This window comes from Streptomyces showdoensis, from assembly GCF_039535475.1.
GTDB lineage: Bacteria > Actinomycetota > Actinomycetes > Streptomycetales > Streptomycetaceae > Streptomyces > Streptomyces showdoensis.
Genome location: NZ_BAAAXG010000026.1, coordinates 46,029 through 66,431 on the forward strand (window position 1 = coordinate 46,029; position 20,403 = coordinate 66,431).

18 protein-coding genes are annotated in these 20,403 nt (G+C 72.3%); 9 read left to right on the plus strand and 9 right to left on the minus strand.

The genetic code is table 11. From position 1 onward, the window contains the following. Positions 1 to 144: 144 nt before the first annotated feature. The 7 genes from glxA to ABD981_RS12760 form a co-directional block, all read right to left on the minus strand. Entirely contained in the window at positions 145 to 2,112 is a 1,968-nt protein-coding gene (glxA, locus tag ABD981_RS12730) for a radical copper oxidase GlxA (protein WP_046909189.1), read from the minus strand. Positions 2,113 to 2,115: 3 nt separating this feature from the next. Then, positions 2,116 to 3,918: a glycosyltransferase family 2 protein gene (locus ABD981_RS12735; RefSeq protein WP_046909188.1), complete on the minus strand. Its 1,803-nt coding sequence runs from the start codon at positions 3,916 to 3,918 to the stop codon at positions 2,116 to 2,118. A gap of 89 nt (positions 3,919 to 4,007) precedes the next feature. After that, a complete protein-coding gene (locus ABD981_RS12740; protein ID WP_046909187.1) occupies positions 4,008 to 4,646 on the minus strand; it encodes a TetR/AcrR family transcriptional regulator in 639 nt (212 codons plus the stop codon). Continuing rightward, positions 4,643 to 5,338, minus strand: a complete 696-nt coding sequence (locus ABD981_RS12745; protein WP_046909186.1) for a DUF4166 domain-containing protein — start codon at positions 5,336 to 5,338, stop codon at positions 4,643 to 4,645. The genes ABD981_RS12740 and ABD981_RS12745 overlap by 4 nt, the downstream gene beginning before the upstream one ends. After that, a complete protein-coding gene (locus ABD981_RS12750; RefSeq protein ID WP_046909185.1) occupies positions 5,335 to 6,057 on the minus strand; it encodes a hypothetical protein in 723 nt (240 codons plus the stop codon). Before ABD981_RS12750 ends, ABD981_RS12745 begins: the two co-directional genes overlap by 4 nt. Before the next feature lie 247 nt (positions 6,058 to 6,304). Further along, the gene (locus tag ABD981_RS12755) at positions 6,305 to 6,598 is read right to left on the minus strand and encodes an MTH1187 family thiamine-binding protein (protein WP_046909184.1); all 294 of its coding nucleotides are present in this window, start codon (positions 6,596 to 6,598) and stop codon (positions 6,305 to 6,307) included. Continuing rightward, a complete protein-coding gene (locus ABD981_RS12760) occupies positions 6,595 to 6,939 on the minus strand; it encodes a DUF3817 domain-containing protein (RefSeq protein WP_046909183.1) in 345 nt (114 codons plus the stop codon). The genes ABD981_RS12755 and ABD981_RS12760 overlap by 4 nt, the downstream gene beginning before the upstream one ends. Positions 6,940 to 7,053: 114 nt before the next feature. Between ABD981_RS12760 and ABD981_RS12765 the strand changes: the two genes are divergently transcribed. The 4 genes from ABD981_RS12765 (at position 7,054) to ABD981_RS12780 (ending at position 9,926) form a co-directional block, all read left to right on the plus strand. Continuing rightward, entirely contained in the window at positions 7,054 to 7,686 is a 633-nt protein-coding gene (locus tag ABD981_RS12765) for an AIM24 family protein (RefSeq protein ID WP_046909182.1), read from the plus strand. After that, complete coding sequence (locus ABD981_RS12770) at positions 7,686 to 8,336, plus strand: AIM24 family protein (protein WP_046909181.1); 651 nt, start codon at positions 7,686 to 7,688, stop codon at positions 8,334 to 8,336. Before ABD981_RS12765 ends, ABD981_RS12770 begins: the two co-directional genes overlap by 1 nt. Then, a complete protein-coding gene (locus ABD981_RS12775; protein ID WP_240495307.1) occupies positions 8,333 to 9,133 on the plus strand; it encodes an AIM24 family protein in 801 nt (266 codons plus the stop codon). Before ABD981_RS12770 ends, ABD981_RS12775 begins: the two co-directional genes overlap by 4 nt. A gap of 316 nt (positions 9,134 to 9,449) precedes the next feature. Further along, positions 9,450 to 9,926 (plus strand): MarR family winged helix-turn-helix transcriptional regulator, encoded by a 477-nt coding sequence (locus tag ABD981_RS12780; RefSeq protein WP_046909180.1) that lies wholly within the window; start codon positions 9,450 to 9,452, stop codon positions 9,924 to 9,926. A gap of 80 nt (positions 9,927 to 10,006) precedes the next feature. Here the strand turns inward: ABD981_RS12780 and meaB are convergent, their stop codons facing one another. Together meaB and ABD981_RS12790 are read right to left on the minus strand one after the other, a co-directional pair. Continuing rightward, entirely contained in the window at positions 10,007 to 10,963 is a 957-nt protein-coding gene (gene meaB, locus ABD981_RS12785) for a methylmalonyl Co-A mutase-associated GTPase MeaB (protein WP_046909179.1), read from the minus strand. 25 nt (positions 10,964 to 10,988) lie between these two features. Next, a complete protein-coding gene (locus tag ABD981_RS12790) occupies positions 10,989 to 12,191 on the minus strand; it encodes an acetyl-CoA C-acetyltransferase (RefSeq protein WP_046909178.1) in 1,203 nt (400 codons plus the stop codon). A gap of 137 nt (positions 12,192 to 12,328) precedes the next feature. Here ABD981_RS12790 and mce point away from each other — a divergent pair, with 137 nt between their 5' ends. From mce to ABD981_RS12815, 5 genes are all read left to right on the plus strand, one after another. Further along, positions 12,329 to 12,781 (plus strand): methylmalonyl-CoA epimerase, encoded by a 453-nt coding sequence (gene mce / locus ABD981_RS12795; RefSeq protein ID WP_046909177.1) that lies wholly within the window; start codon positions 12,329 to 12,331, stop codon positions 12,779 to 12,781. A gap of 214 nt (positions 12,782 to 12,995) precedes the next feature. Continuing rightward, the gene (gene scy, locus ABD981_RS12800; RefSeq protein ID WP_046909176.1) at positions 12,996 to 17,387 is read left to right on the plus strand and encodes a polarized growth protein Scy; all 4,392 of its coding nucleotides are present in this window, start codon (positions 12,996 to 12,998) and stop codon (positions 17,385 to 17,387) included. Between the two features lie 114 nt (positions 17,388 to 17,501). After that, positions 17,502 to 18,437 carry a coiled-coil domain-containing protein gene (locus tag ABD981_RS12805; protein WP_046909175.1) on the plus strand — a complete coding sequence of 312 codons (936 nt, stop codon included), beginning with the start codon at positions 17,502 to 17,504 and terminating at the stop codon, positions 18,435 to 18,437. 90 nt (positions 18,438 to 18,527) lie between these two features. Beyond that, complete coding sequence (locus tag ABD981_RS12810) at positions 18,528 to 19,511, plus strand: ABC transporter ATP-binding protein (RefSeq protein ID WP_046909174.1); 984 nt, start codon at positions 18,528 to 18,530, stop codon at positions 19,509 to 19,511. A 3-nt stretch (positions 19,512 to 19,514) separates the two neighbouring features. Beyond that, positions 19,515 to 20,294: an ABC transporter permease gene (locus tag ABD981_RS12815; RefSeq protein WP_046909173.1), complete on the plus strand. Its 780-nt coding sequence runs from the start codon at positions 19,515 to 19,517 to the stop codon at positions 20,292 to 20,294. Positions 20,295 to 20,403: the final 109 nt, after the last annotated feature.

Genomic DNA, 20,403 nt, shown 5'->3' on the forward strand with positions numbered 1-20,403 from the left:
ACCCGGAGGGACCTGACGGACCGGGAGGGACCTGACGGACCCGGAGGGACCTGACGGACCCGGAGGGACCTGACGGACCGGGAGGGCCCCAGGCACCCGGAGCACCTGGACCGCCCCGGGCCGCCCTGGACCGCCCCGGACCGCTCAGCCCTGGCCCACCCGGATCCACTTGGCCTCGGACGGGATCCCGTCCCGGTCGGTGACGAACACCATGTACCAGCCGGGCGGCACCAGGGTGCGGTCCTTCGGGACCTCGACGGTGACGGTCAGCCCGTCCGGCCCCTTGCTCAGGCCCAGCGCCACCGAGCGCTGTTCGACGTCGGTGGTGTGGGTGACGGCGCTGGGCCGCATCAGCCGGGCCGCCGCGATCCGGCCGGCGTCCCCGGTCTTGAACGTCGCGCGCCCGTTCTGGTCGAGCTCCTGCGGGCCCTCGCCGAGCACCGGCCGGTCGGCGCCGCCCCGGTACAGGGCGGGCGGGGTGAAGACCTCGATGCGCTGCTCGAAGGTGCCCAGCTTGGTGTTGTCGCTGTCGTCGAAGAGCGGGTCCGAGCCGAAGGTGGCGACCCGGCCGTCGGGCAGCAGCAGCGCCTCGGAGTGGTAGTTGCGGCCCACGGTGGGGTCGGCCGCGGGGGCGAAGGCGTTGGTCCTCGGGTCGTAGAACTGGGCCTTGAGGATGTCGCTGCCGCTGCGGCCGCGGTAGTCCCCGGAGCCGCCGCTCGTGAAGACGGTGTCGTCGGGCATGAGCACACTGCTCAGATAGCGGGTGCCCTGGGGCAGCGCGGGTCCGTCGCGGAAGACCGGGCCCTCCGTGGACAGGTCGACGATCGAGGTGCGGGCGGTGGCGGCGGGCGACTCGCCGACCCCGCCGCCGCCGAGGACCATCACCCGCTGGTCCTGCGCGGGCGGCAGCAGCAGGGAGGCGGAGGTCTCCAGCTGGTCGGGGTCGGTGAGGCCGCCCAGCTTGGTGAAGGAGTTCTTCTTCAGGTCCCACAGGCCCGGCTCGCGGCCCTTGTCCGCGGGGCCGTAGCCGGCGTTGGACCCGGTGTAGAGGAGCTTGCCGCCCTTGGTGAGGAAGAGCGAGGGGTAAGTGGGGAAGTAGCGGAACGGGCCCTTGGTCCACTTCTTGGTCTTCGGGTCGTAGATCTCGTTGTCGCCGGGGACCACGTCGCCGACGTCGTTGAGTCCGGAGACCGCGAGCACCTTGCCGTCGGCGAGGGTGACCAGGGTCGGGTACCAGCGGGCGTCCCGCATGGGTGCGACCGGGACGTACCGCTCCGCCCTGGGGTCGAACTCGTAGGCGGCCTTGATGCCCTGGAAGTCCTGCTTCTCGGTGGTGAGCTTCTGCGCGAGGCCGTAGACGTTGTCGGCGTCCTCGCCCTTGAGCCCGACCACCTCGTACTGCGCGGCCTCCGTGGTCAGCGCCTGCGGGCCGGCCTCCACGGCCTCCACGAAGACCCGCGACTCGGCCGCGGTGACCTTGGTCTTCCAGGGCTTCATCTGACCGGAGGCGAAGTACGAGATCTCGAACTCGCGCTTCGCCTTGGGGACGGTGACGTCGGTCCTGGAGACGTACTCGACACCGGACGGGGACCGGAAGAGGGTGCCCTTCTTCAGGGTGACGGCCCGGTCGGGGCTCTCGTTCTTGACCCGCATGCCGCCGCCGGCCTTGGTGACCTCGCCGTCGAGGACCTCGTAGCGGGCGGTGCCGCCGGCCACCAGCAGGCGCCCGTCGGGCAGTGCGGCGTGGCCGGCGCAGAAGAAGTCCTCGGGGGTGGGGATCTTCTTGAAGGTGTTCCTCACCGGGTCCCAGAGGACGGTCTCGAAGGTGCCGGCGTCGAACTTCTGCTGGCTGTTGCCGGAGCCCGCGATCAGCAGCACCTTGCCGGTGTGCAGCAGGGCCGCGTGGATGGCGTTGATGCGCAGCCCGTCGGGGACGTCGACCACCGCCCAGGAGCCGAACTGCCGCTTGTAGCCGGGCTGGGCGATCTTGTAGGCGTGGTACTTCTCGGTGGCGAAGGAGACCGCCGCCGGGGCGTTGAGCGCCGCGAGGACGAGGACGGCGCCGCTGCCGAACAGGGTCTTCTTGAACTGCTTGGACGGCCGGTAGGCCATGGCTCAGTTCCCTCCGGTCGTCGTGGGCGCGGGCGGCGGCGGGGCGGCGAGGGCCACGCCCTCGGCGGCGTCGGCCCGGCCGCGGGCGCGCGCCCTGGCCCTGGCCAGCTCGCGGAGCCGGGCGCGGCGCCGGCCGCGCAGGCTGCCGACGCTCCAGATCACCAGCGGCGCGAGGCTGATGGCGAGGGCGAGGACCGCCCAGGTGCGCATGGCCACGTGGGTGTGCCCGAAGTGGACGGAGGCCACCAGGGAGGCGCCGAGGACCGCGGCCCAGAAGAGGTGGATGCGGAAGGTGAGGAGCCGGTCGGGGCTGGCCTCGCCGCCCTTGGGCGTGACGACGAAGCGCCCGCGGGTGCGCAGCACGGCGGATCCGAGGGCCGTGAGGTAGACCGGCGCGGAGAGCGCGGACATCGCCATGCCGGCGAGGCCGCCGGAGCCCTCGGGTTCGTGGGGCGAGACGTTGTGCCGCCGGTTCCACAGGTAGAGGCCGATCTGGAGGGCGACGGCGTCGCTGTAGATCATCAGCCAGACCGCGGAGGAGACCTGGGTGCCGGAGGCTCCGAGCCACAGGAAGAGGACGCAGCTGAGGACGCCGAGGAACCAGTTGACCGCGGTCATCGGGTAGTACACGAGCATCAGCGTGTAGTTGAGGAGACGGCCGGGCGGGGTACGGAAGGGCGCCTTCCAGTACTGCTTGAGCAGCGTCTCGTAGGTGCCGCGGGACCAGCGCAGCTGCTGGCCGAAGAAGTCGGTCCAGGAGGCGGGCCCCTCCCCCACGGCGAGGACGTCGGGGGTGTAGACGGAGCGCCAGAAGCGCCCGGTCGCCGGGTTCCTGCGGCGGTGCAGCTCGAAGCCGGTGGCCATGTCCTCGGTGATCGAGTCGTACAGGCCGCCGATCTGCTTCAGGGCGGCGATCCGCACGATGTTGTTGGTGCCGACGAACATGGGTGCGCGGTAGCGGTTGCCGGCCCGCTGGATGAGCGCGTGGAAGAGGAACTGCTGGGACTCGGCGGCCTTGGTGACGGCGGAGCTGTAGTTGCCGTACACCTGCGGGCCGACGACGAAGGCGACGTCGGGGTCGCGGAAGTAGCCGAGCATCCGCTCCAGGAAGTTCGGCAGCGGCACGTGGTCGGTGTCGACGGAGGCGAAGAACTCGTAGGCGTCGCCGTGCACGGCGAGCCAGGCGTTGTAGTTGCCGTGCTTGGTGCGGGCCTTGTGGACGCCCTTGCGGCGGTTCCACTCGGGGACGCCGGCCCGGGTGAAGTGGCGGACGCCGAGCTCCTCGCACAGGGCCTTGGCCCCGGGGTCGTCGCCCTCGTCGAGCAGCCAGACGTCGAGCGGCCCGTCGTGCACCAGCCGGACCGCGCCCCGGAGGGTGGCGCGGACCATGGAGAGCGGTTCCTTGCCCGGCACGTACGTGGTGAGGAAGGCGACCCGGGTGCCCTTCCGCGCGCGCACGGGTACCGGGTCGCGGGCGACGAGGGTGGCGTGCGCGATCGAGGTGACGTTGACCAGCATGAAGAAGCAGATGAGCCCGATCGACACGAGCATCACGGTGTCGTACGGAACCCGCCAGCGGTCGTCGCCCTCGCGGACGGTCCAGTGGCTCGGCCAGACCAGATAGGCCAGCAGCAGCGCCGACAGCAGGGGCGCGAGCCCCATGAGGAGGACGGCCCGTATTCGGTGCGGCTCCTTCGACAGCAGGCTCCGGTACCGCACCCGGTAGGGCGCCGGGTCCGGGTCCGCCTCCGTGAGGGGGCCGGCGAGTTCGCTGTAGGTGTCGTAGTCGTAGCCTCCCGGCCGCACGGTGCCTCCAGCTGTCTCGAACGGGTCGATAGCCCCACGAAAAGGGACAGTGACCGGCGTGTCGACTGGATTCGGCCGAGCGGGGGTTTTTACGGAATGTCACTCCGACGGCGCAACGCGTAGCGGACCGCCTTCTGCGCGACGGGTCCCAGCTCGTCGAGCGCGGCCATCAGCCCGCCCAGCTGTTCGAGCGCGTCGAGGGCGGCGGCGGCCCCGTCCGGGTCGACCCCCTCGTACAGCTCCATCCCCACGAAGGAGGCGGCCACCGCCCGGGCGAGCCCGGCCGGATCGACCAGGCCCTCGACCGGGCCGCCGGCGAGCACCCGCCGCAGCACCCCCTCGATCTCCTCGATCCACAGATCCAGCCCGGCGGCCGTCGCGGGCGCCAGCCGGGGGTGGGTCTGCGCCCCGGCGAGCAGCTGCCCGAGCACGGCGACATGCCCGGCCGCCCGCTCCTCGGCGTGCATCTCCCTCCCGAACGCGAGGAGTTCGGACAGGCTGCGCACCGCGCGCAACCGCTCGCGATGGCGGGCGACCCGCTGCTCGGCACCCCGGCGGCAGGCCGCGGAGAGCAGCTCGTCGACCGAGCCGAAGTGGTAGAAGATCAGCGCCTGGTTGACGCCCGCGGTGGCCGCGACCGAGCGCGCCGAGGTCTTGGTGATCCCCTGCTCGACGAGCGTGCGCAGCGCCCCGTCGAGCAGTCGCTCCCGGGTGTCCTCGGCGCTCATGCCCGCACCTCCTCGCGCACCGGACGCAGCCCCGCCCGCACCCCGTGCTCCCGCACCGGGGCGTACTCGGCCGCGAACGACCCCTCGTAGCCGAACAGCGGACCCACGAACCGGTTGACGACCCGCACCCGGATCCGGAAGCGGCCGGTGTCCTCGTCGAAGGACTCCCGCACCTCGGCGTCCGCGCCGACGAGTCCGGGCACCCGCAGGTCCACCGGGCCCTCGCGGAAGCGGTGTTCGCCGGAGCGGATGAGCAGCGAGCCGTCGGGCTCGGCGGACATCCGCAGCTCGCTGGCGAGGTGCTGGTGGGTGCCGAGGTAGTCGAGCACGCAGCCGCGCTCGGGGCTGTGCACCATCGTCGCGTCGAACCGGCGCGGCCCGCCGGGCAGCGCGAAGGTCCGCACGAAGGTGACGGTCTCCCGCCCGTACGAGTCGAGGTACGGCACGTTCTCGATGGTGAAGGGGACGTCGCGCCCGGTGCGCGGGAGCAGGATGTTGCGGGTGCCGCCGAGTGCGAGGAAGGGCCGGATCAGCGGCCGCACGGGCCCCCGCCCGTGCCAGATCCGCTCCATGACGCCCCGCCCGACGCACAGTTCGCCGCTCGCGAGCCCGACGGAGAAGCGCCGCCGCAGCTCCGGGTGCAGCCGCCCGAAGGCCGCCTTCCCCATGGCGGTGCGGAAGATCGAGCTCACGGCCCCTCCAGGGTGGCGAGGAGCCGCGGCGCGCGGCTCCGGGACGACGCGGTCCGCAGGCACCGGCGGGCCGCCGGGGTGCGCGGGGACGGCGGTACGAGCAGGGCGGCGACGAGTCCGAGGACGGTCAGCGGCACCGCGGCGAGCGAGACCGCGCCGAGCGGCAGCGCGCCCGCCGTGACCGGGACGGCCACGAGCAGGACCCGGGCGAGGACCTCCAGCAGCCAGTGCGCGCGGGCCCGCTCCGGGGTCACCCCGTGCTCGCACCACAGCCGCAGCCGGTCGAAGGACCAGGCGGTGGCCCAGCCCATCAGCGGCCGGAAGAGCAGCCGGTCGGCGATCCGCCCAAACCGCCCCCAGCGCGGCCGGTAGTCGTAGCCGGTGAGGAAGCGGACGCCGTCCCGCTCGGGCACGTAACGCCAGTAGCCGCTGCCCTCGGCGAGCAGGGACAGCGGATGCGGCGAGGAGAAGCGGAGGGCGGAGACCCGGTCGCCGCCGGCCCGGTGGCGCTCCCCCGCGGAGACACCGGTGCCGGCGACGACCAGGAAGGGCAGCACGCGCGTGGCGTACCGGAACCGCCGCGGCTCGCCCTCGGCGTCCGGCAGGTACGCGATCTCGGTGAACCGCAGATCCCACCGCTGGTGCAGCGCCGGGTCCTGGCTCCGCTCCCAGAGCGTGTCCAGGTCCGTGCGCACGCGCGCCTCGACGTAGAGCCCCATGGCCCCTCCCCCTTGCCGAGCGTCGCTTTGAGCGACCGCTCAAGAGGGACAGTAGCGAGTTTTGAGCACCCGCTCAAGCGGCGGGCACGAAGAAGCCCCCGGCCCTGACCAGGACCGGGGGCCGCGAGCCTTCGTCGGCGTCCGCCGGCTCGCGCCGGCGTTTCACCGAGGGACGGCGTTCACCGAGGGGCGGCGTTCATCGAGGGGCGGCGTTCACCCGAGGGGCGGCGTTCACCCGAGGCGGCGATCAGGCCCCGAGGTGCCGCTCGACCGTCTCGACCTTCGAGGTCAGACCGTCCGTGACACCGGGCCGGATGTCCGCCTTCAGCACGACCGAGACCCGGGGCGCCCGCGCCTCCACGGCGGCGACGGCGCGCTTGACGACGTCCATGACCTCGTCCCACTCGCCCTCGATCGAGGTGAACATCGCGTCGGTACGGTTCGGCAGCCCCGACTCCCGTACGACCCGGACCGCGTCGGCGACGTACGCGCCGACCTCCTCCCCCACGCCCAGCGGGGTCACCGAGAACGCGACGATCATGCCTTCACCGCGGCCTCACGACGGGCGCGAGAGGCCGTGACGGCGGCCTCGGCCTCGCGCTTGAGCCGGCGCTCGGCGAAGAAGCCGCCGAGCGGGAGGACGGAGAGCACGAAGTAGAGCGCGGCCGTGCCGAAGCTCCACTTGGTGCGGTTCCAGGCGTCCAGCCAGAACAGCACGTACAGGACGAACAGGATGCCGTGGATCGCGCCCATGACCGGCACCGCGTTGAAGTCCGTCGTCCGCTTGAGGACCGAGCAGACGAGCAGCAGCAGGAAGGACACGGCCTCCGGCGCCGAGACGAGGCGGAGCCGGTGCAGGGAGGAGGCGGTCTTGATGTCCACGGGAGGGGTCACCTTCGTTCGATCTTGTGAACGGATGCACAAGGGCCGTCCCATTGTGCACGGCGACTTTGCTGTCCCTTTAACCGGGGGCCCAGTACCTTCACCACCGTGGCAATGTTCCGACTCCAAGGCAGCAAAGTGCTCGCCGTGTCCATGACCGGCGACGCCGTGAAGGCGAAGAACGGCTCGATGGTCGCCTACGACGGCCAGATGGCGTTCAAGAAGATGTCCGGCGGCGGCGAGGGCCTGCGCGGCATGGTGACCCGCCGGCTCACCGGCGAGCAGATGGAGGTGATGGAGGTCCGCGGGCAGGGCACCTGCTGGTTCGCCGACCGCGCCTCCGAGATCAACCTCGTCCAGCTGCACGGCGACAAGCTGTACGTCGAGTCCAGCAACCTCCTGTGCACCGACGCCGGCCTGCGCACCGGCACGACCTTCACGGGTCTGCGCGGCGGAGCGACCGGCAACGGCCTGTTCACGACGACCGTCGAGGGCACCGGGCAGGCCGCGATCATGTCCGACGGCCCCGCGGTCGTGCTCCGCGTCACCCCGCAGTACCCGCTCAACGTCGACCCCGGCGCGTACATCGCCCACCAGGGCAACCTCCAGCAGCACTTCCAGTCGGGTGTGACCTTCCGCACCCTCATGGGCGAGGGCGGCGGCGAGGCCTTCCAGATCCGCTTCGAGGGCGACGGGCTCGTCTACGTGCAGCCCAGCGAGCGGAACACGATCGGGGGCGACGTCTGATGCCCTTCCGCGAGATCAACTCCAAGATGGTCGAGGCCACGGTGATCCCGGGCCAGCGGCTCTTCAGCCAGCGCGGCGCGATGCTCGCCTATCGCGGCGACGTCACGTTCACGCCGAACATCTCCGGCGGCCAGGGCGGCCTGATGTCGATGATCGGCCGCCGGGTGGCCGGCGAGGCGACCCCGCTGATGACCGTCGAGGGCAGCGGCACCGTGATGTTCGGCCACGGCGGCCACCACATCCAGGTCATCGGCCTGACCGGCGACACCCTGTACGTCGAGGCCGACCGGCTCCTCGCCTTCGACGGCACGCTGGAGCAGGGCACCATGTTCCTCGGCTCCCAGGGCGGCGTCATGGGCATGGTCCGCGGCCAGGTCACCGGCCAGGGCCTGTTCACCACCACCCTGCGCGGCCACGGTTCGGTCGCGGTCATGGCCCACGGCGGAGTCGTCGAACTCCCCATCGCCCCCGGTCGCCCGGTCCACGTGGACCCGCAGGCCTACGTCGCCCACCACGGCGACGTCCGCAACAAGCTCTCCACCGCGCTGGGCTGGCGCGACATGGTGGGCCGCGGCTCGGGCGAGGCGTTCCAGCTGGAGCTGAGCGGGAGCGGCGCGGTGTACGTCCAGGCCTCGGAGGAGAAGCTGTGAGCACCCTGTCATCCGGCGGCCCGGTCGTCCTCGACCCCCACTCCCTCCCGTCCGACGACAACGTCAACCCGTACACCTTCTGCGTGGAGCTCAAGGGCTCCCAGTGGTTCCTGCAGAAGGGCAAGATGATCGCCTACTACGGGCGCATCGAGTTCAACGGCATCGGCCACGGCCGGCTCGACCGGCTGGTCCGCACCTCCTTCCACTCGCCGCTGCACGCGAGCGACTGGGTGGTGGCCGAGGGCAGCGGCAAGATGCTCCTGGCCGACCGGGCCTTCGACGTGAACTCGTACGACCTCGACGAGGGCAACCTGACGATCCGTTCGGGCAACCTGCTGGCCTACCAGCCGACGCTGGCCCTGAAGCAGTCGATCGTGCCGGGCTTCGTCACGCTCATCGGCACGGGCAAGTTCGTCGCCGCCTCCAACGGCCCGGTGGTCTTCATGGAACCCCCGCTCCGCGTCGACCCGCAGGCCCTGGTCGGCTGGGCCGACTGCCCCTCGCCCTGCCACCACTACGACCACGGCTACATGACCGGCGTCATGGGCGGCGTCCGGGCCCTGACGGGCCTCGGCGGCACCTCGGGCGAGGAGCACCAGTTCGAGTTCGTCGGCGCGGGCACGGTCCTCCTCCAGTCCACGGAGCTCCTCATGCCGGAACGCGCCATCGGCGAGCCGGGCGCCCAGCCGGGCGTTCCGGGCGGCCACGGGGCACCCGGCTCCGGCCAGGGCCCCCTCGGCCAGGTGCCGCGCCTTCCCGGACAGCTCGGGGACCTCCAGCGTCGCTTCGGCCTGTGAATCGGCGGGTGTGGCGGGCGCCCGCCGCCGTCGCCTCGCACGGTGTCGGCCGCGGGCGTCAGAATGACGATGCGGGGGCACCGTCACCGGCGGCCTTCCCGGAACCGTGCGAACGGGTGGTCATCGCGTGAAGGTCGGATTCCGGCCCAGGCTCGATCCGGCCCTCATGCCGGGCGCTGAGTGAGCGGTAGTCTGCGGAGTGTGACGTCCTCGAACGTCTGCGCCCGTCGGCCGGGGCTCGGGGGCCAGGTCCGGGTGCTCCGCGTCACACCTTCCCACTTCGTCAAGTTTTCAACTTCTTAGGTAGAATCCATATATGGAGACCGAGACGGCCACCCCCTGGCTCACCGATGCCGAGCAGTGCGCCTGGCGCACCTACCTCGACGTCAACAGGATGCTGACGTACCAGATGGAGAAGGACCTCCAGCCCTTCGGCCTGACCATGAACGACTACGAGATTCTGGTGAATCTGTCCGAGTCGGCCGAGCGTCGGCTGCGGATGAGCGACCTGGCCGCGGCGACGCTCCAGTCCAAGAGCCGGCTCTCGCACCAGATCACCCGGATGGAGAACGCCGGTCTGGTGCGGCGCGAGAACTGCGAGTCGGACCGGCGCGGGCTGTACGCGGTGCTGACCGATCACGGCATGGAGACCATGCGCAAGGTGGCGCCGCACCACGTCGAGTCCGTGCGCAAGCACTTCATCGACCTGCTGAGCACCGCCGCGCTCTCCGAGCTCCACGAGTCGCTCAAGCCCGTCGCCGAGCAGCTGCGCGGGCGCCGGGGCAAGCCGTAGGACGGGATCCCCGGACACGCGGGAGGGCCCGGCACCTTTTGCAGGTGCCGGGCCCTCCCGCGTGGGCCGTGAGAGCGCGCTCAGTGGCCCGTCAGGCTGTCGATCAGCTCGTCGGAGGCCGCGTACGGGTCGAGCTCGCCGGCCGTGATGCGCTCCGCCAGCGCGTCCAGGCGGCGGTCGCCGTGCAGGTCGCCGATCCGCTCGCGCAGCGCCGTGATGGTGATCGTCTCGACCTCGCGCGCCGCGCGGGACCGGCGGCGCTCGGCCAGGACGCCGTGCTCCTCCATCCAGGCGCGGTGCTTCTCCAGGGCCTCCACGACCTCGTCGACGCCCTCGCCTCGGGCGGCGACGGTCTTGACGATCGGGGGACGCCAGTCGCCGGGCCCCCGGGCCTCGCCGAGGCCCAGCATGTGGTTGAGCTCGCGGGCGGTGGCGTCGGCGCCGTCCCGGTCCGCCTTGTTGACCACGTAGACGTCGCCGATCTCCAGGATGCCCGCCTTGGCGGCCTGGATGCCGTCGCCCATGCCCGGCGCGAGCAGCACCACCGAGGTGTCGGCCTGGGAGGCGATCTCCACCTCCGACTGGCCGACGCCGACGGTCTCCACGAGCACCACGTCGCAGCCGGCCGCGTCGAGCACCCGAATCGCCTGCGGGGCGGACCAGGCGAGGCCGCCCAGGTGCCCTCGGGTGGCCATGGAGCGGATGTAGACGCCCGGGTCGGAGGCGTGCTCCGACATGCGCACCCGGTCGCCGAGGAGCGCCCCGCCGCTGAACGGCGAGGACGGGTCGACGGCGAGCACGCCGACCCGCTTGCCCGCCCGGCGGTACGCGGTGACCAGCGCCGAGGTCGAGGTCGACTTGCCGACGCCGGGCGAGCCGGTCAGGCCCACCACGTACGCGTTGCCGGTCAGCGGCGCGAGCGCCGCCATGACCTCGCGCAGCTGCGGGGACGCCCCCTCCACGAGCGAGATCAGCCGGGCCACGGCGCGCGGCCGGCCCTCCCGTGCCTGGGCGACCAGTGCGGGGACGTCCACCATCTGCGGTGCTCCTTGAGGTGACGGATTACTTGCCGGGAACCTTCACGATCAGGGCGTCGCCCTGGCCGCCGCCGCCGCACAGCGCGGCCGCGCCGACGCCGCCGCCGCGCCGCTTGAGCTCCAGGGCCAGGTGCAGCACCACGCGGGCGCCGGACATGCCGATGGGGTGGCCGAGCGCGATGGCGCCGCCGTTGACGTTCACCTTTTCAGGGGTGACGCCGAGGTCCTTCATTGACTGGTGGGCGACCGCGGCGAAGGCCTCGTTGATCTCGATCAGGTCCAGGTCGGCGACCTCCAGGCCCTCCTTCTTCAGGGCGTGCAGGATGGCGTTGGACGGCTGCGACTGGAGCGAGTTGTCCGGGCCGGCCACGTTGCCGTGGGCGCCGATCTCGGCGATCCACTCCAGGCCCAGCTCCTCCGCCTTGGCCTTGCTCATGACGACCACGGCGGCCGCGCCGTCGGAGATCTGCGAGGAGGTGCCGGCGGTGATGGTGCCGTCCTTGGCGAAGGCCGGGCGGAGCTTGCCGAGGGACTCGGCGGTGGTCTCGGCGCGGATGCCCTCGTCCTGGGAGAAGACGACCGGGTCGCCCTTGCGCTGCGGGATCTCGACCGGGGTGATCTCCGCCTCGAAGACGCCGTTCTTCTGGGCGGCGGCGGCGCGCTGGTGCGACAGGGCGGCGATCTCGTCCTGGACCCCGCGCGGGATGCCCAGGCGGGTGTTGTGCTTCTCGGTCGACTCGCCCATGGCGATGTTCTCGAAGGCGTCGGTCAGACCGTCGTACGCCATGGCGTCGAGCATCTCGATGGCGCCGTACTTGTAGCCCTCGCGGGACTTGGGCAGCAGGTGCGGGGCGTTGGTCATGGACTCCTGGCCGCCGGCGACGACGACGTCGAACTCGCCCGCGCGGATCAGCTGGTCGGCGAGCGCGATGGCGTCGAGACCGGAGAGGCACACCTTGTTGACGGTGAGGGCCGGGACGTTCATCGGGATGCCGGCCTTGACGGCGGCCTGGCGGGCGGGGATCTGCCCGGCGCCCGCCTGCAGCACCTGGCCCATGATCACGTACTGCACCTGGTCGCCGCCGATGCCGGCACGGTCCAGGGCGGCCTTGATCGCGAAACCGCCGAGGTCGGCGCCCGAGAAGGACTTGAGCGAGCCGAGCAGGCGACCCATGGGCGTGCGGGCGCCCGCGACGATCACTGAGGTGGTACCGGTCGTTCCAGACATGAGGCACAGCCCCTTGGGATGAGGAGTGAACGAGGGTTTACCGCCAATGTACTGAGCGGTGCCGCGCCGGGTCACCGGCCTGCCGGTGTGATCGCGCGCACGTTGCGTAACCATCCGCCCGGCGCTGCACTGGAGGCATGCTGACGCGAATCGACCACATCGGAATCGCCTGCCGGAACCTCGACGAGACCGTCGCGTTCTACAAGGCCACGTACGGTTTCGAGGTCTTCCACGAAGAGGTCAACGAGGAGCAGGGCGTCCGCGAGGCCATGCTCAAGATCAACGAGACCTCGGACGGCGGGGCCTCCTACCTCCAGCTCCTGGAGCCGACCCGGGAGGACTCGGCGGTGGGCAAGTGGCTCGCCAAGAACGGCGAGGGCGTGCACCACATCGCCTTCGGCACCGCGGACGTGGACGGGGACGCGGAGGCCATCCGCGGCAAGGGCGTCCGGGTGCTCTACGACGAGCCGCGGATCGGTTCCATGGGCTCCCGCATCACCTTCCTGCACCCCAAGGACTGCCACGGCGTGCTGACCGAACTGGTCACCTCGGCGGAGCCCTCGGCTGACCACTCCTCAGCGGAGCACTGACCTCCGGATTCCCGGCCCGGTAGAGTGGGCGACTCCGGGCCGGGGCCGGTCGGAGCCGTGTGCGCACGGCACCGAAGTCGGGATGTCGGGGTCGTCCGATCTGCCACGATTCCCCGGGGGTCCGTCCTCGTCCGTGAGGGCGTGACCGCTGGAGTTGCGACCAGGGTTGGGGTCTCCCCTGCTCGAAGAGCTCGGGGAAGGATGGGACCGCGCAGTGCGGGGCTACGAACGCCAGGAGAGCCAGCGAGCTGAAGACGACCACCTCTCGCGGTTCGAAGCCGAGATGGACCGGCTGAAGACCGAGCGGGAGAAGGCCGTCCAGCACGCCGAGGACCTCGGCTACCAGGTCGAGGTGTTGCGCGCCAAGCTCCACGAGGCGCGCCGCACCATCGCGTCGCGGCCCGCGTACGACAGTGCGGACATCGGCTACCAGGCCGAGCAGATGCTGCGCAACGCGCAGGTGCAGGCCGAGCAGCTGCGCCAGGACGCCGAGCGCGAGCTGCGGGAGGCGCGCGCCCAGACGCAGCGGATCCTGCAGGAGCACGCGGAGCAGCAGGCCCGGCTCCAGTCGGAGCTGCACACCGAGGCCGTCACGCGCCGCCAGCAGCTCGACCAGGAGCTGAACGAGCGCCGCCAGACCGTCGAGTCGCACGTCAACGAGAACGTGGCGTGGGCCGAGCAGCTGCGGGCCCGTACGGAGGCGCAGGCCCGCCGGCTGATGGAGGAGTCCCGCGCCGAGGCCGAGCAGTCGCTGGCCGCCGCGCGCGCCGAGGCGGCCCGGGTCGCCGAGGAGACCCGTCGCCGGATCGGTACCGAGGCCGAGGCGGCCCGTGCCGAGGCGGAAGCGATTCTGCTGCGCGCCCGCAAGGACGCCGAGCGGATGCTGGGCGCCGCCTCCAGCCAGGCCCAGGAGGCCACCAGCCACGCCGAGCAGCTGCGCTCGGCCACCACCGCCGAGACCGAGCAGGCCCGCCGCGAGGCCGCCGAGCTGTCCCGGGCGGCGGAGCAGCGCCTCCAGGAGGCCGAGGAGAGGCTGCGCGAGGCCCGTACGGAGGCCGAGCGGGCGCTCAGCGAGGCCAAGGAGTCGGCGGCGAAGCAGCTCGCCTCCGCCGAGTCGGTCAACGAGCAGCGCACCCGCACCGCGAAGGCGGAGATCGCGCGCCTGGTCGGCGAGGCCACCAAGGAGGCCGAGGCCCTCAAGGAGCAGGCCGGGGAGAAGCTGCGCGAGGCGACCGCCGAGGCCGAGAAGCTGGTCTCGGAGGCCTCGGAGAAGGCCCGTACGGTCGCCGCCGAGGATTCCGCCGCCGCGCTCGCCAAGGCCGCGCGGACCGCCGAGGAGGTCCTGAGCAAGGCGTCGCAGGACGCCCAGGAGACCACCCGCAAGGCGGCCGAGGAGGCCGAGCGGATCCGGCGCGAGGCAGAGGCCGAGGCGGACCGGCTGCGGTCCACCGCCGAGGAGCAGGCCGACGAGCTGCTCGGCTCGGCGAAGGACGACACCAAGGAGTACCGCGCCAAGACGGTCGAGCTGCAGGAGGAGGCGCGCCGGCTGCGCGGCGAGGCCGAGCAGCTGCGGGCCGAGGCGATCGCCGAGGGCGAGCGGATCCGCGGCGAGGCCCGGCGCGAGGCCGTCGGCCAGATCGAGGAGTCGGCGAAGACCGCCGAGGAGCTGCTGACCAAGGCCCGCAGGGACGCGGAGGAACTGCGGACGAGCGCGGGCGCCGAGAGCGAGCGGGTCCGCGGCGAGGCCGTGGAGCGGGCGCAGACCCTGCGCACCCAGGCCGAGGAGACGCTGGAGCGCACCCGCGCCGAGGCCGAGCGGATGCGCGCCGAGGCCGAGGAGCAGGCCGAGTCGGTCAAGGAGGCGGCCGAGGAGATCGCCGTCGCCGTGCGCGACGAGGCCGAGCGGGCCGCCGCGGCCCGGCAGGCGGAGGCGGCCGAGGAGCTGACCCGGCTGCACACCGAGGCGGAGGCAAAGCTGTCGGCCGCCGGCGAGGAGCTGACCGACGCGCGGGCCGAGGCCGAGCGGATCCGGCGCGAGGCCGCCGAGGAGAGCGAGCGGCAGCGCGCGGAGGCCGCGGAGCGCGTCCGGACGCTGCAGGCGCAGGCCGAGCAGGAGGCCGAGCGGCTGCGCGCGGAGGCGTCCCAGGACGCGTCCACCGCGCGGGCCGAGGCGGAGTCCGCGGCGACGACGCTGCGCGAGGAGGCCGGGGCCGAGGCCGAGCGGCTGCGGTCCGAGGCGCAGGAGACCGCCGACCGGGTGCGGGCCGAGGCCGCGTCCGCCGCCGAGCGGGTCGCCGCCGAGGCCGCGGAGGCGCTGGCCGCCGCGCAGGAGGAGGCCAACCGGCGCCGCCGGGAGGCCGAGGAGACGCTGGACTCGGCGCGGTCCGAGGCCGACCGGGAGCGCGAGCACGCCCGGGAGCGGAGCGAGGAGCTGCTGGCCTCCGCGCGCAAGCGGGTGGAGGAGGCCCAGGCCGAGGCGCACCGCCTGGTCGAGGAGGCCGACGCCCGCGCCACGGAGCTGGTGTCCGGCGCCCAGCAGACCGCCCAGGACGTGCGGGACTCGGTCTCCGGGCTGCGCGAGACGGCCGAGGAGGAGATCGCCGGGCTGCGCAGCGCGGCCGAGCACGCGGCGGAGCGCACCCGGACCGAGGCGCAGGAGGAGGCGGACCGGGTCCGCGCCGACGCGTACGAGGAGCGGGAGCGGGCCACCGAGGACGCGAACCGCACCCGCGAGCGCGCGCGGGAGGAGTCCGAGGCGGCGAAGGCGCTGGCCGAGCGGACGGTCACGGACGCCCTCGCGGAGGCGGAGAAGCTGCGGGCGGACACCGCGGAGTACGCGCAGCGGGTACGGACCGAGGCGACGGACGCGCTGGCCTCGTCCGAGCAGGACGCGGCCCGCACCCGTGCGGACGCCCGGGACGACGCCAACCGGATCCGTTCGGAGGCGGCCGCCCAGTCGGAGACGGTGGTCGGCGAGGCGCGCGCGGAGGCCGAGCGGATCACGGCCGAGGCCGAGCAGGTCCTGGACGAGGCCCGGCAGGCGGCCGACAAGCGGCGCTCCGACGCGGCCGAGCAGGCCGACGCGCTCGTGGGCGAGGCGACGGCCGAGGCCGAGCGGCTCACCGCCGAGGCCGCGCTGGTCCTGGACGAGGCCCGGGAGACCGCCGACAAGCGGCGCTCCGACGCGGCCGAGCAGGCCGACGCCCTGGTCGCCGAGGCCACGGCCGAGGCCGAGCGGATCACGACCGAGGCCGCAGAGCTCCTGGAGAGCACCGAGCAGGACGCGACCCGGCTCCGTACGGAGGCCGAACAGGTCAAGGTGGACGGCGAGGCGCACGCGCAGGCGCTGCGCACGGCCGCGCTGGAGGACGCCGACCGGATTCTGGACGAGGCCCGGCAGGCGGCCGACAAGCGGCGCTCCGACGCGGCCGAGCAGGCCGACGCCCTGGTCGCCGAGGCCACGGCCGAGGCCGAGCGGATCACGACCGAGGCCGTCGAGCTGCTGGAGAGCACCGAGCAGGACGCGGCCCGGCTGCGGGCCGAGGCCGAGCAGGTCAAGGCCGACGGCGAGGCGGAGGCGGAGGCGCTGCGCGCCGCGGCCCGCGCCGACGGCGAGCAGGTCCTGGACGAGGCCCGGCAGGCGGCCGACAAGCGGCGGGCCGACGCGGCCGAGCAGGCCGACACGCTGGTCGCCGAGGCCACGGCCGAGGCGGAGCGGATCCGCGTGGAGTCGGAGCGGGTCAGGGCGGAGGCCGAGGCGGCGGCCGAGGAGATGCGCTCCGAGGCGCGTGCCGAGGCGGACCGCACGCTCGACGAGGCCCGGGAGGCCGGCGCGAAGAAGCGGGCGGACGCGGCCGAGCAGGCGGACCAGCTGATGGCGAAGGCCCAGGAGGAGGCGCTGCGCGCCACCACCGAGGCGGAGTCGCAGGCGGACACGATGGTCGGCGCGGCCCGCAAGGAGGCCGAGCGGATCGTCGCCGAGGCGACCATCGAGGGCAACTCGCTGGTCGAGAAGGCCCGTACGGACGCGGACGAGCTGCTGATCGGGGCGCGCAGCGACGCCACGGCCATAAGGGACCGTGCGGAGGAGCTGCGCGGCCGGGTCGAGGGTGAGATCGAGGAGCTGCACGAGCGGGCGCGGCGCGAGACGGCCGAGCAGATGAAGACGGCCGGCGAGCGCGTGGACAAGCTGGTGACGGCGGCGACCGAGCAGCGGGCGGAGGCCGAGGAGAAGTCCAAGGAGATGCTCTCCGAGGCGAGTTCCGAGGCGAGCAAGGTGCGCATCGCCGCGGTGAAGCGGGCGGAGGCGCTCCTCAAGGAGGCCGAGCAGAAGAAGGCCTCGCTCGTCGCGGAGGCGGAGAAGATCAAGGCGGAGGCGGAGCAGGAGGCCGAGCGGCTCGTCGAGGAGGGCAAGCGCGAGCTGGAGGTGCTGGTCCGTCGGCGCGAGAGCATCAATGCCGAGATCTCCCGTGTCCAGGACGTCCTCGAAGCGTTGGAGTCTTTCGAGGCGCCGGGCGGTGGGGCGAAGTCCGGCGGCGCCCAGACGGTCAAGGCGGGCGCGTCCGCGGGGTCCACTCGTTCGAGTGGCAAGTCCTCGGAGAGCTAGCCACTCAAAAGGCTGGACATTCTCCAGATCAAACGGGCATACGCTCGATGACACGCCGCTTCGGCCCCTAGGATTCCCTCTAACACCTCACCGGTCTCTTTCGACAGGAACCTCATGAGCGACACATCCTCCCCCTTCGGCTTCGAGCTCGTGCGGCGTGGTTACGACCGCGGTCAGGTGGACGACCGCATTACCAAGCTCGTCGCCGACCGTGACAGCGCTCTGTCGCGGATCACCTCTCTGGAAAAGCGCATCGAGGAACTCCACCTCGAAACGCAGAACGCCCAGGCCCAGGTCAGCGACGCCGAGCCGTCGTACGCCGGTCTCGGCGCGCGGGTCGAGAAGATCCTGCGGCTGGCCGAGGAGGAGGCGAAGGACCTGCGTGAGGAGGCCCGTCGCGCCGCCGAGCAGCACCGCGAGCTGGCCGAGTCGGCCGCCCAGCAGGTGCGCAACGACGCGGAGTCCTTCGCGGCCGAGCGCAAGGCGAAGGCCGAGGACGAGGGCGTCCGGATCGTCGAGAAGGCGCAGGGCGAGGCCAACTCGCTGCGTTCCGAGGCGCAGAAGGACGCGCAGTCGAAGCGCGAGGAGGCGGACGCCCTCTTCGAGGAGACCCGCGCCAAGGCGGCCCAGGCCGCCGCGGACTTCGAGACCAACCTGGCCAAGCGCCGGGAGCAGTCGGAGCGGGACCTGGCCGCGCGTCAGGCGAAGGCCGAGAAGCGTCTGGCGGAGATCGAGCACCGGGCGGAGCAGCTGCGCCTGGAGGCCGAGAAGCTGCGGACGGACGCGGAGCGCCGGGCCCGCCAGACGGTGGAGACCGCGCAGCGCCAGGCCGAGGACATCGTGGCCGACGCGAACGCCAAGGCCGACCGGATCCGCAGCGAATCGGAGCGCGAGCTGGCGGCGCTGACGAACCGCCGCGACTCCATCAACGCGCAGCTGACCAACGTCCGCGAGATGCTGGCCACGCTGACCGGTGCCGCGGTGGCCGCGGCCGGCTCCCCGATCGACGACGAGCGCACCGCGGGCGTCCCCGCCCAGCAGTCGCGCTAGTCGCCGGCGGCCCCCGGGCCGTCAGGAGTTCCCGAAAACCCCCTGCCATTCCGGTGGCGGGGGGTTTCGCGTGCCCTTAGGTTGGTACGCATGATCGAGCTTGAGGGCCTCACCAAGCGGTACGGGTCGAAGACCGCGGTCGACCGTCTCAGCTTCACCGTGCGGCCCGGCGTCGTCACCGGCTTCCTGGGGCCGAACGGGGCGGGCAAGTCGACCACGATGCGGATGATGCTCGACCTGGACAACCCGACGAGCGGGACGGTCCGGATCGACGGCAAGCACTACCGGGAGCTCCAGGAGCCGCTGAAGTACATCGGGGCGCTGCTCGACGCCAAGGCGATGCACGGCGGCCGCTCGGCGTACAACAACCTGCTGTGCCTGGCCCAGTCGAACCGCATCCCGGCGCGGCGGGTCGACGAGGTGCTCGATCTGGTCGGTCTGACGGCGGTGGCGCGGAAGAAGTCGAAGGGCTTCTCGCTCGGTATGGGGCAACGGCTCGGTATCGCCTCGGCGTTGCTCGGTGATCCCGAGATCCTGATGTTCGACGAACCCGTCAATGGTCTGGACCCCGAGGGAATTCACTGGATCCGCAATCTGATGAAGGCGCTCGCCGCGGACGGCCGGACGATCTTCGTTTCCAGCCATCTGATGAGTGAAATGGCGCTGACGGCGGATCATCTCATCGTCATCGGGCAGGGAAAGCTGCTGGCCGACACGTCGATGGCGGATTTCATCCAGCAGAATTCCCGGAGTTACGTCCGGTTGCGCTCCCCGCAACAGGAACGCCTGCGGGACCTGCTGCACGCGAACGGTTTTGTCGCGGTCGAGGCGGGCGGCGGGACGCTGGAGGTGGACGGGACGACGACGGAGAAGCTGGGCGAGCTGGCGGCCTCCCACCAGATCGTGCTGCACGAGCTGAGCTCCCAGCGGGCCTCGCTCGAAGAGGCGTTCATGCAGATGACGGCGGGCGCGGTGGAGTACCACGCGCACGGGACGGACGTACACGGCGGCGGGGGCGTGCCCCACGCCCCGGTCGACGGGCCCCGCTGGGGCGAGAGCTTCGAGGGAGCCTGATCGATGGCAGCGGCATCCGCGGTCCTCCAGTCGGAGTGGACCAAGATCCGAACGGTCGCGTCGACCATCTGGACGCTGGCGAGCGCCCTGCTCGTGACGGTGGCGATGAGCGCGGCGCTGTGCGCGCTGATGAGCTCCCAGTACGCCAAGCTGTCCGACGTCGAGCGGGCGACCTTCGACCCCACCTTCCTCAGTTTCTCCGGGATGGTGCTCGGGCAGCTGGCGATGGTGGTCTTCGGCGTGCTGGTGGTCGGCACCGAGTACTCCTCGGGCATGATCCGCACCTCGCTGGCGGCCGTCCCGCAGCGGGCGAGCTTCCTCTTCTCGAAGATCGCCGTGGCGGGCGGGCTCGCCCTGGTGGTGGGCCTGGCGACCAGCTTCCTCTCCTTCTTCCTCGGCCAGGCCCTGCTCGGCGAGCACCGCACCACCCTGGGCGCGGACAACGTGCTGCGGGCGGTGGTCGGCGGCGGGCTCTACATGGGCCTGATCGCGATCTTCTCGATGGGCGTGGCGACGATGCTGCGCTCCTCGATGCTGTCGCTCGGCATCCTGGTGCCCTTCTTCTTCCTGATCTCCCAGATCCTGTCGGCGGTGCCGAAGGCCAAGGAGGTCGCCCGTTACTTCCCCGACCAGGCCGGCGCCAAGATCATGCAGGTCGTGCCGGACGCGATGGGCTCGGACGAGGCGCCGTACGGCCCGTGGGGCGGCCTCGGGATCATGCTGATCTGGGTGGTGGCCGCACTGCTCGGCGGCTACCTGGTCCTGAAGAACCGCGACGCCTGAGCCCTCGTCCGGCCCGGCCGGTTCGCTCCCGCCCTCGCTGAGCGCCGAGAGGTAACGGTTCCGCTTCGTCGGAACCGTCAACGGCTGGATAAGCTCCTAGCTCATACGG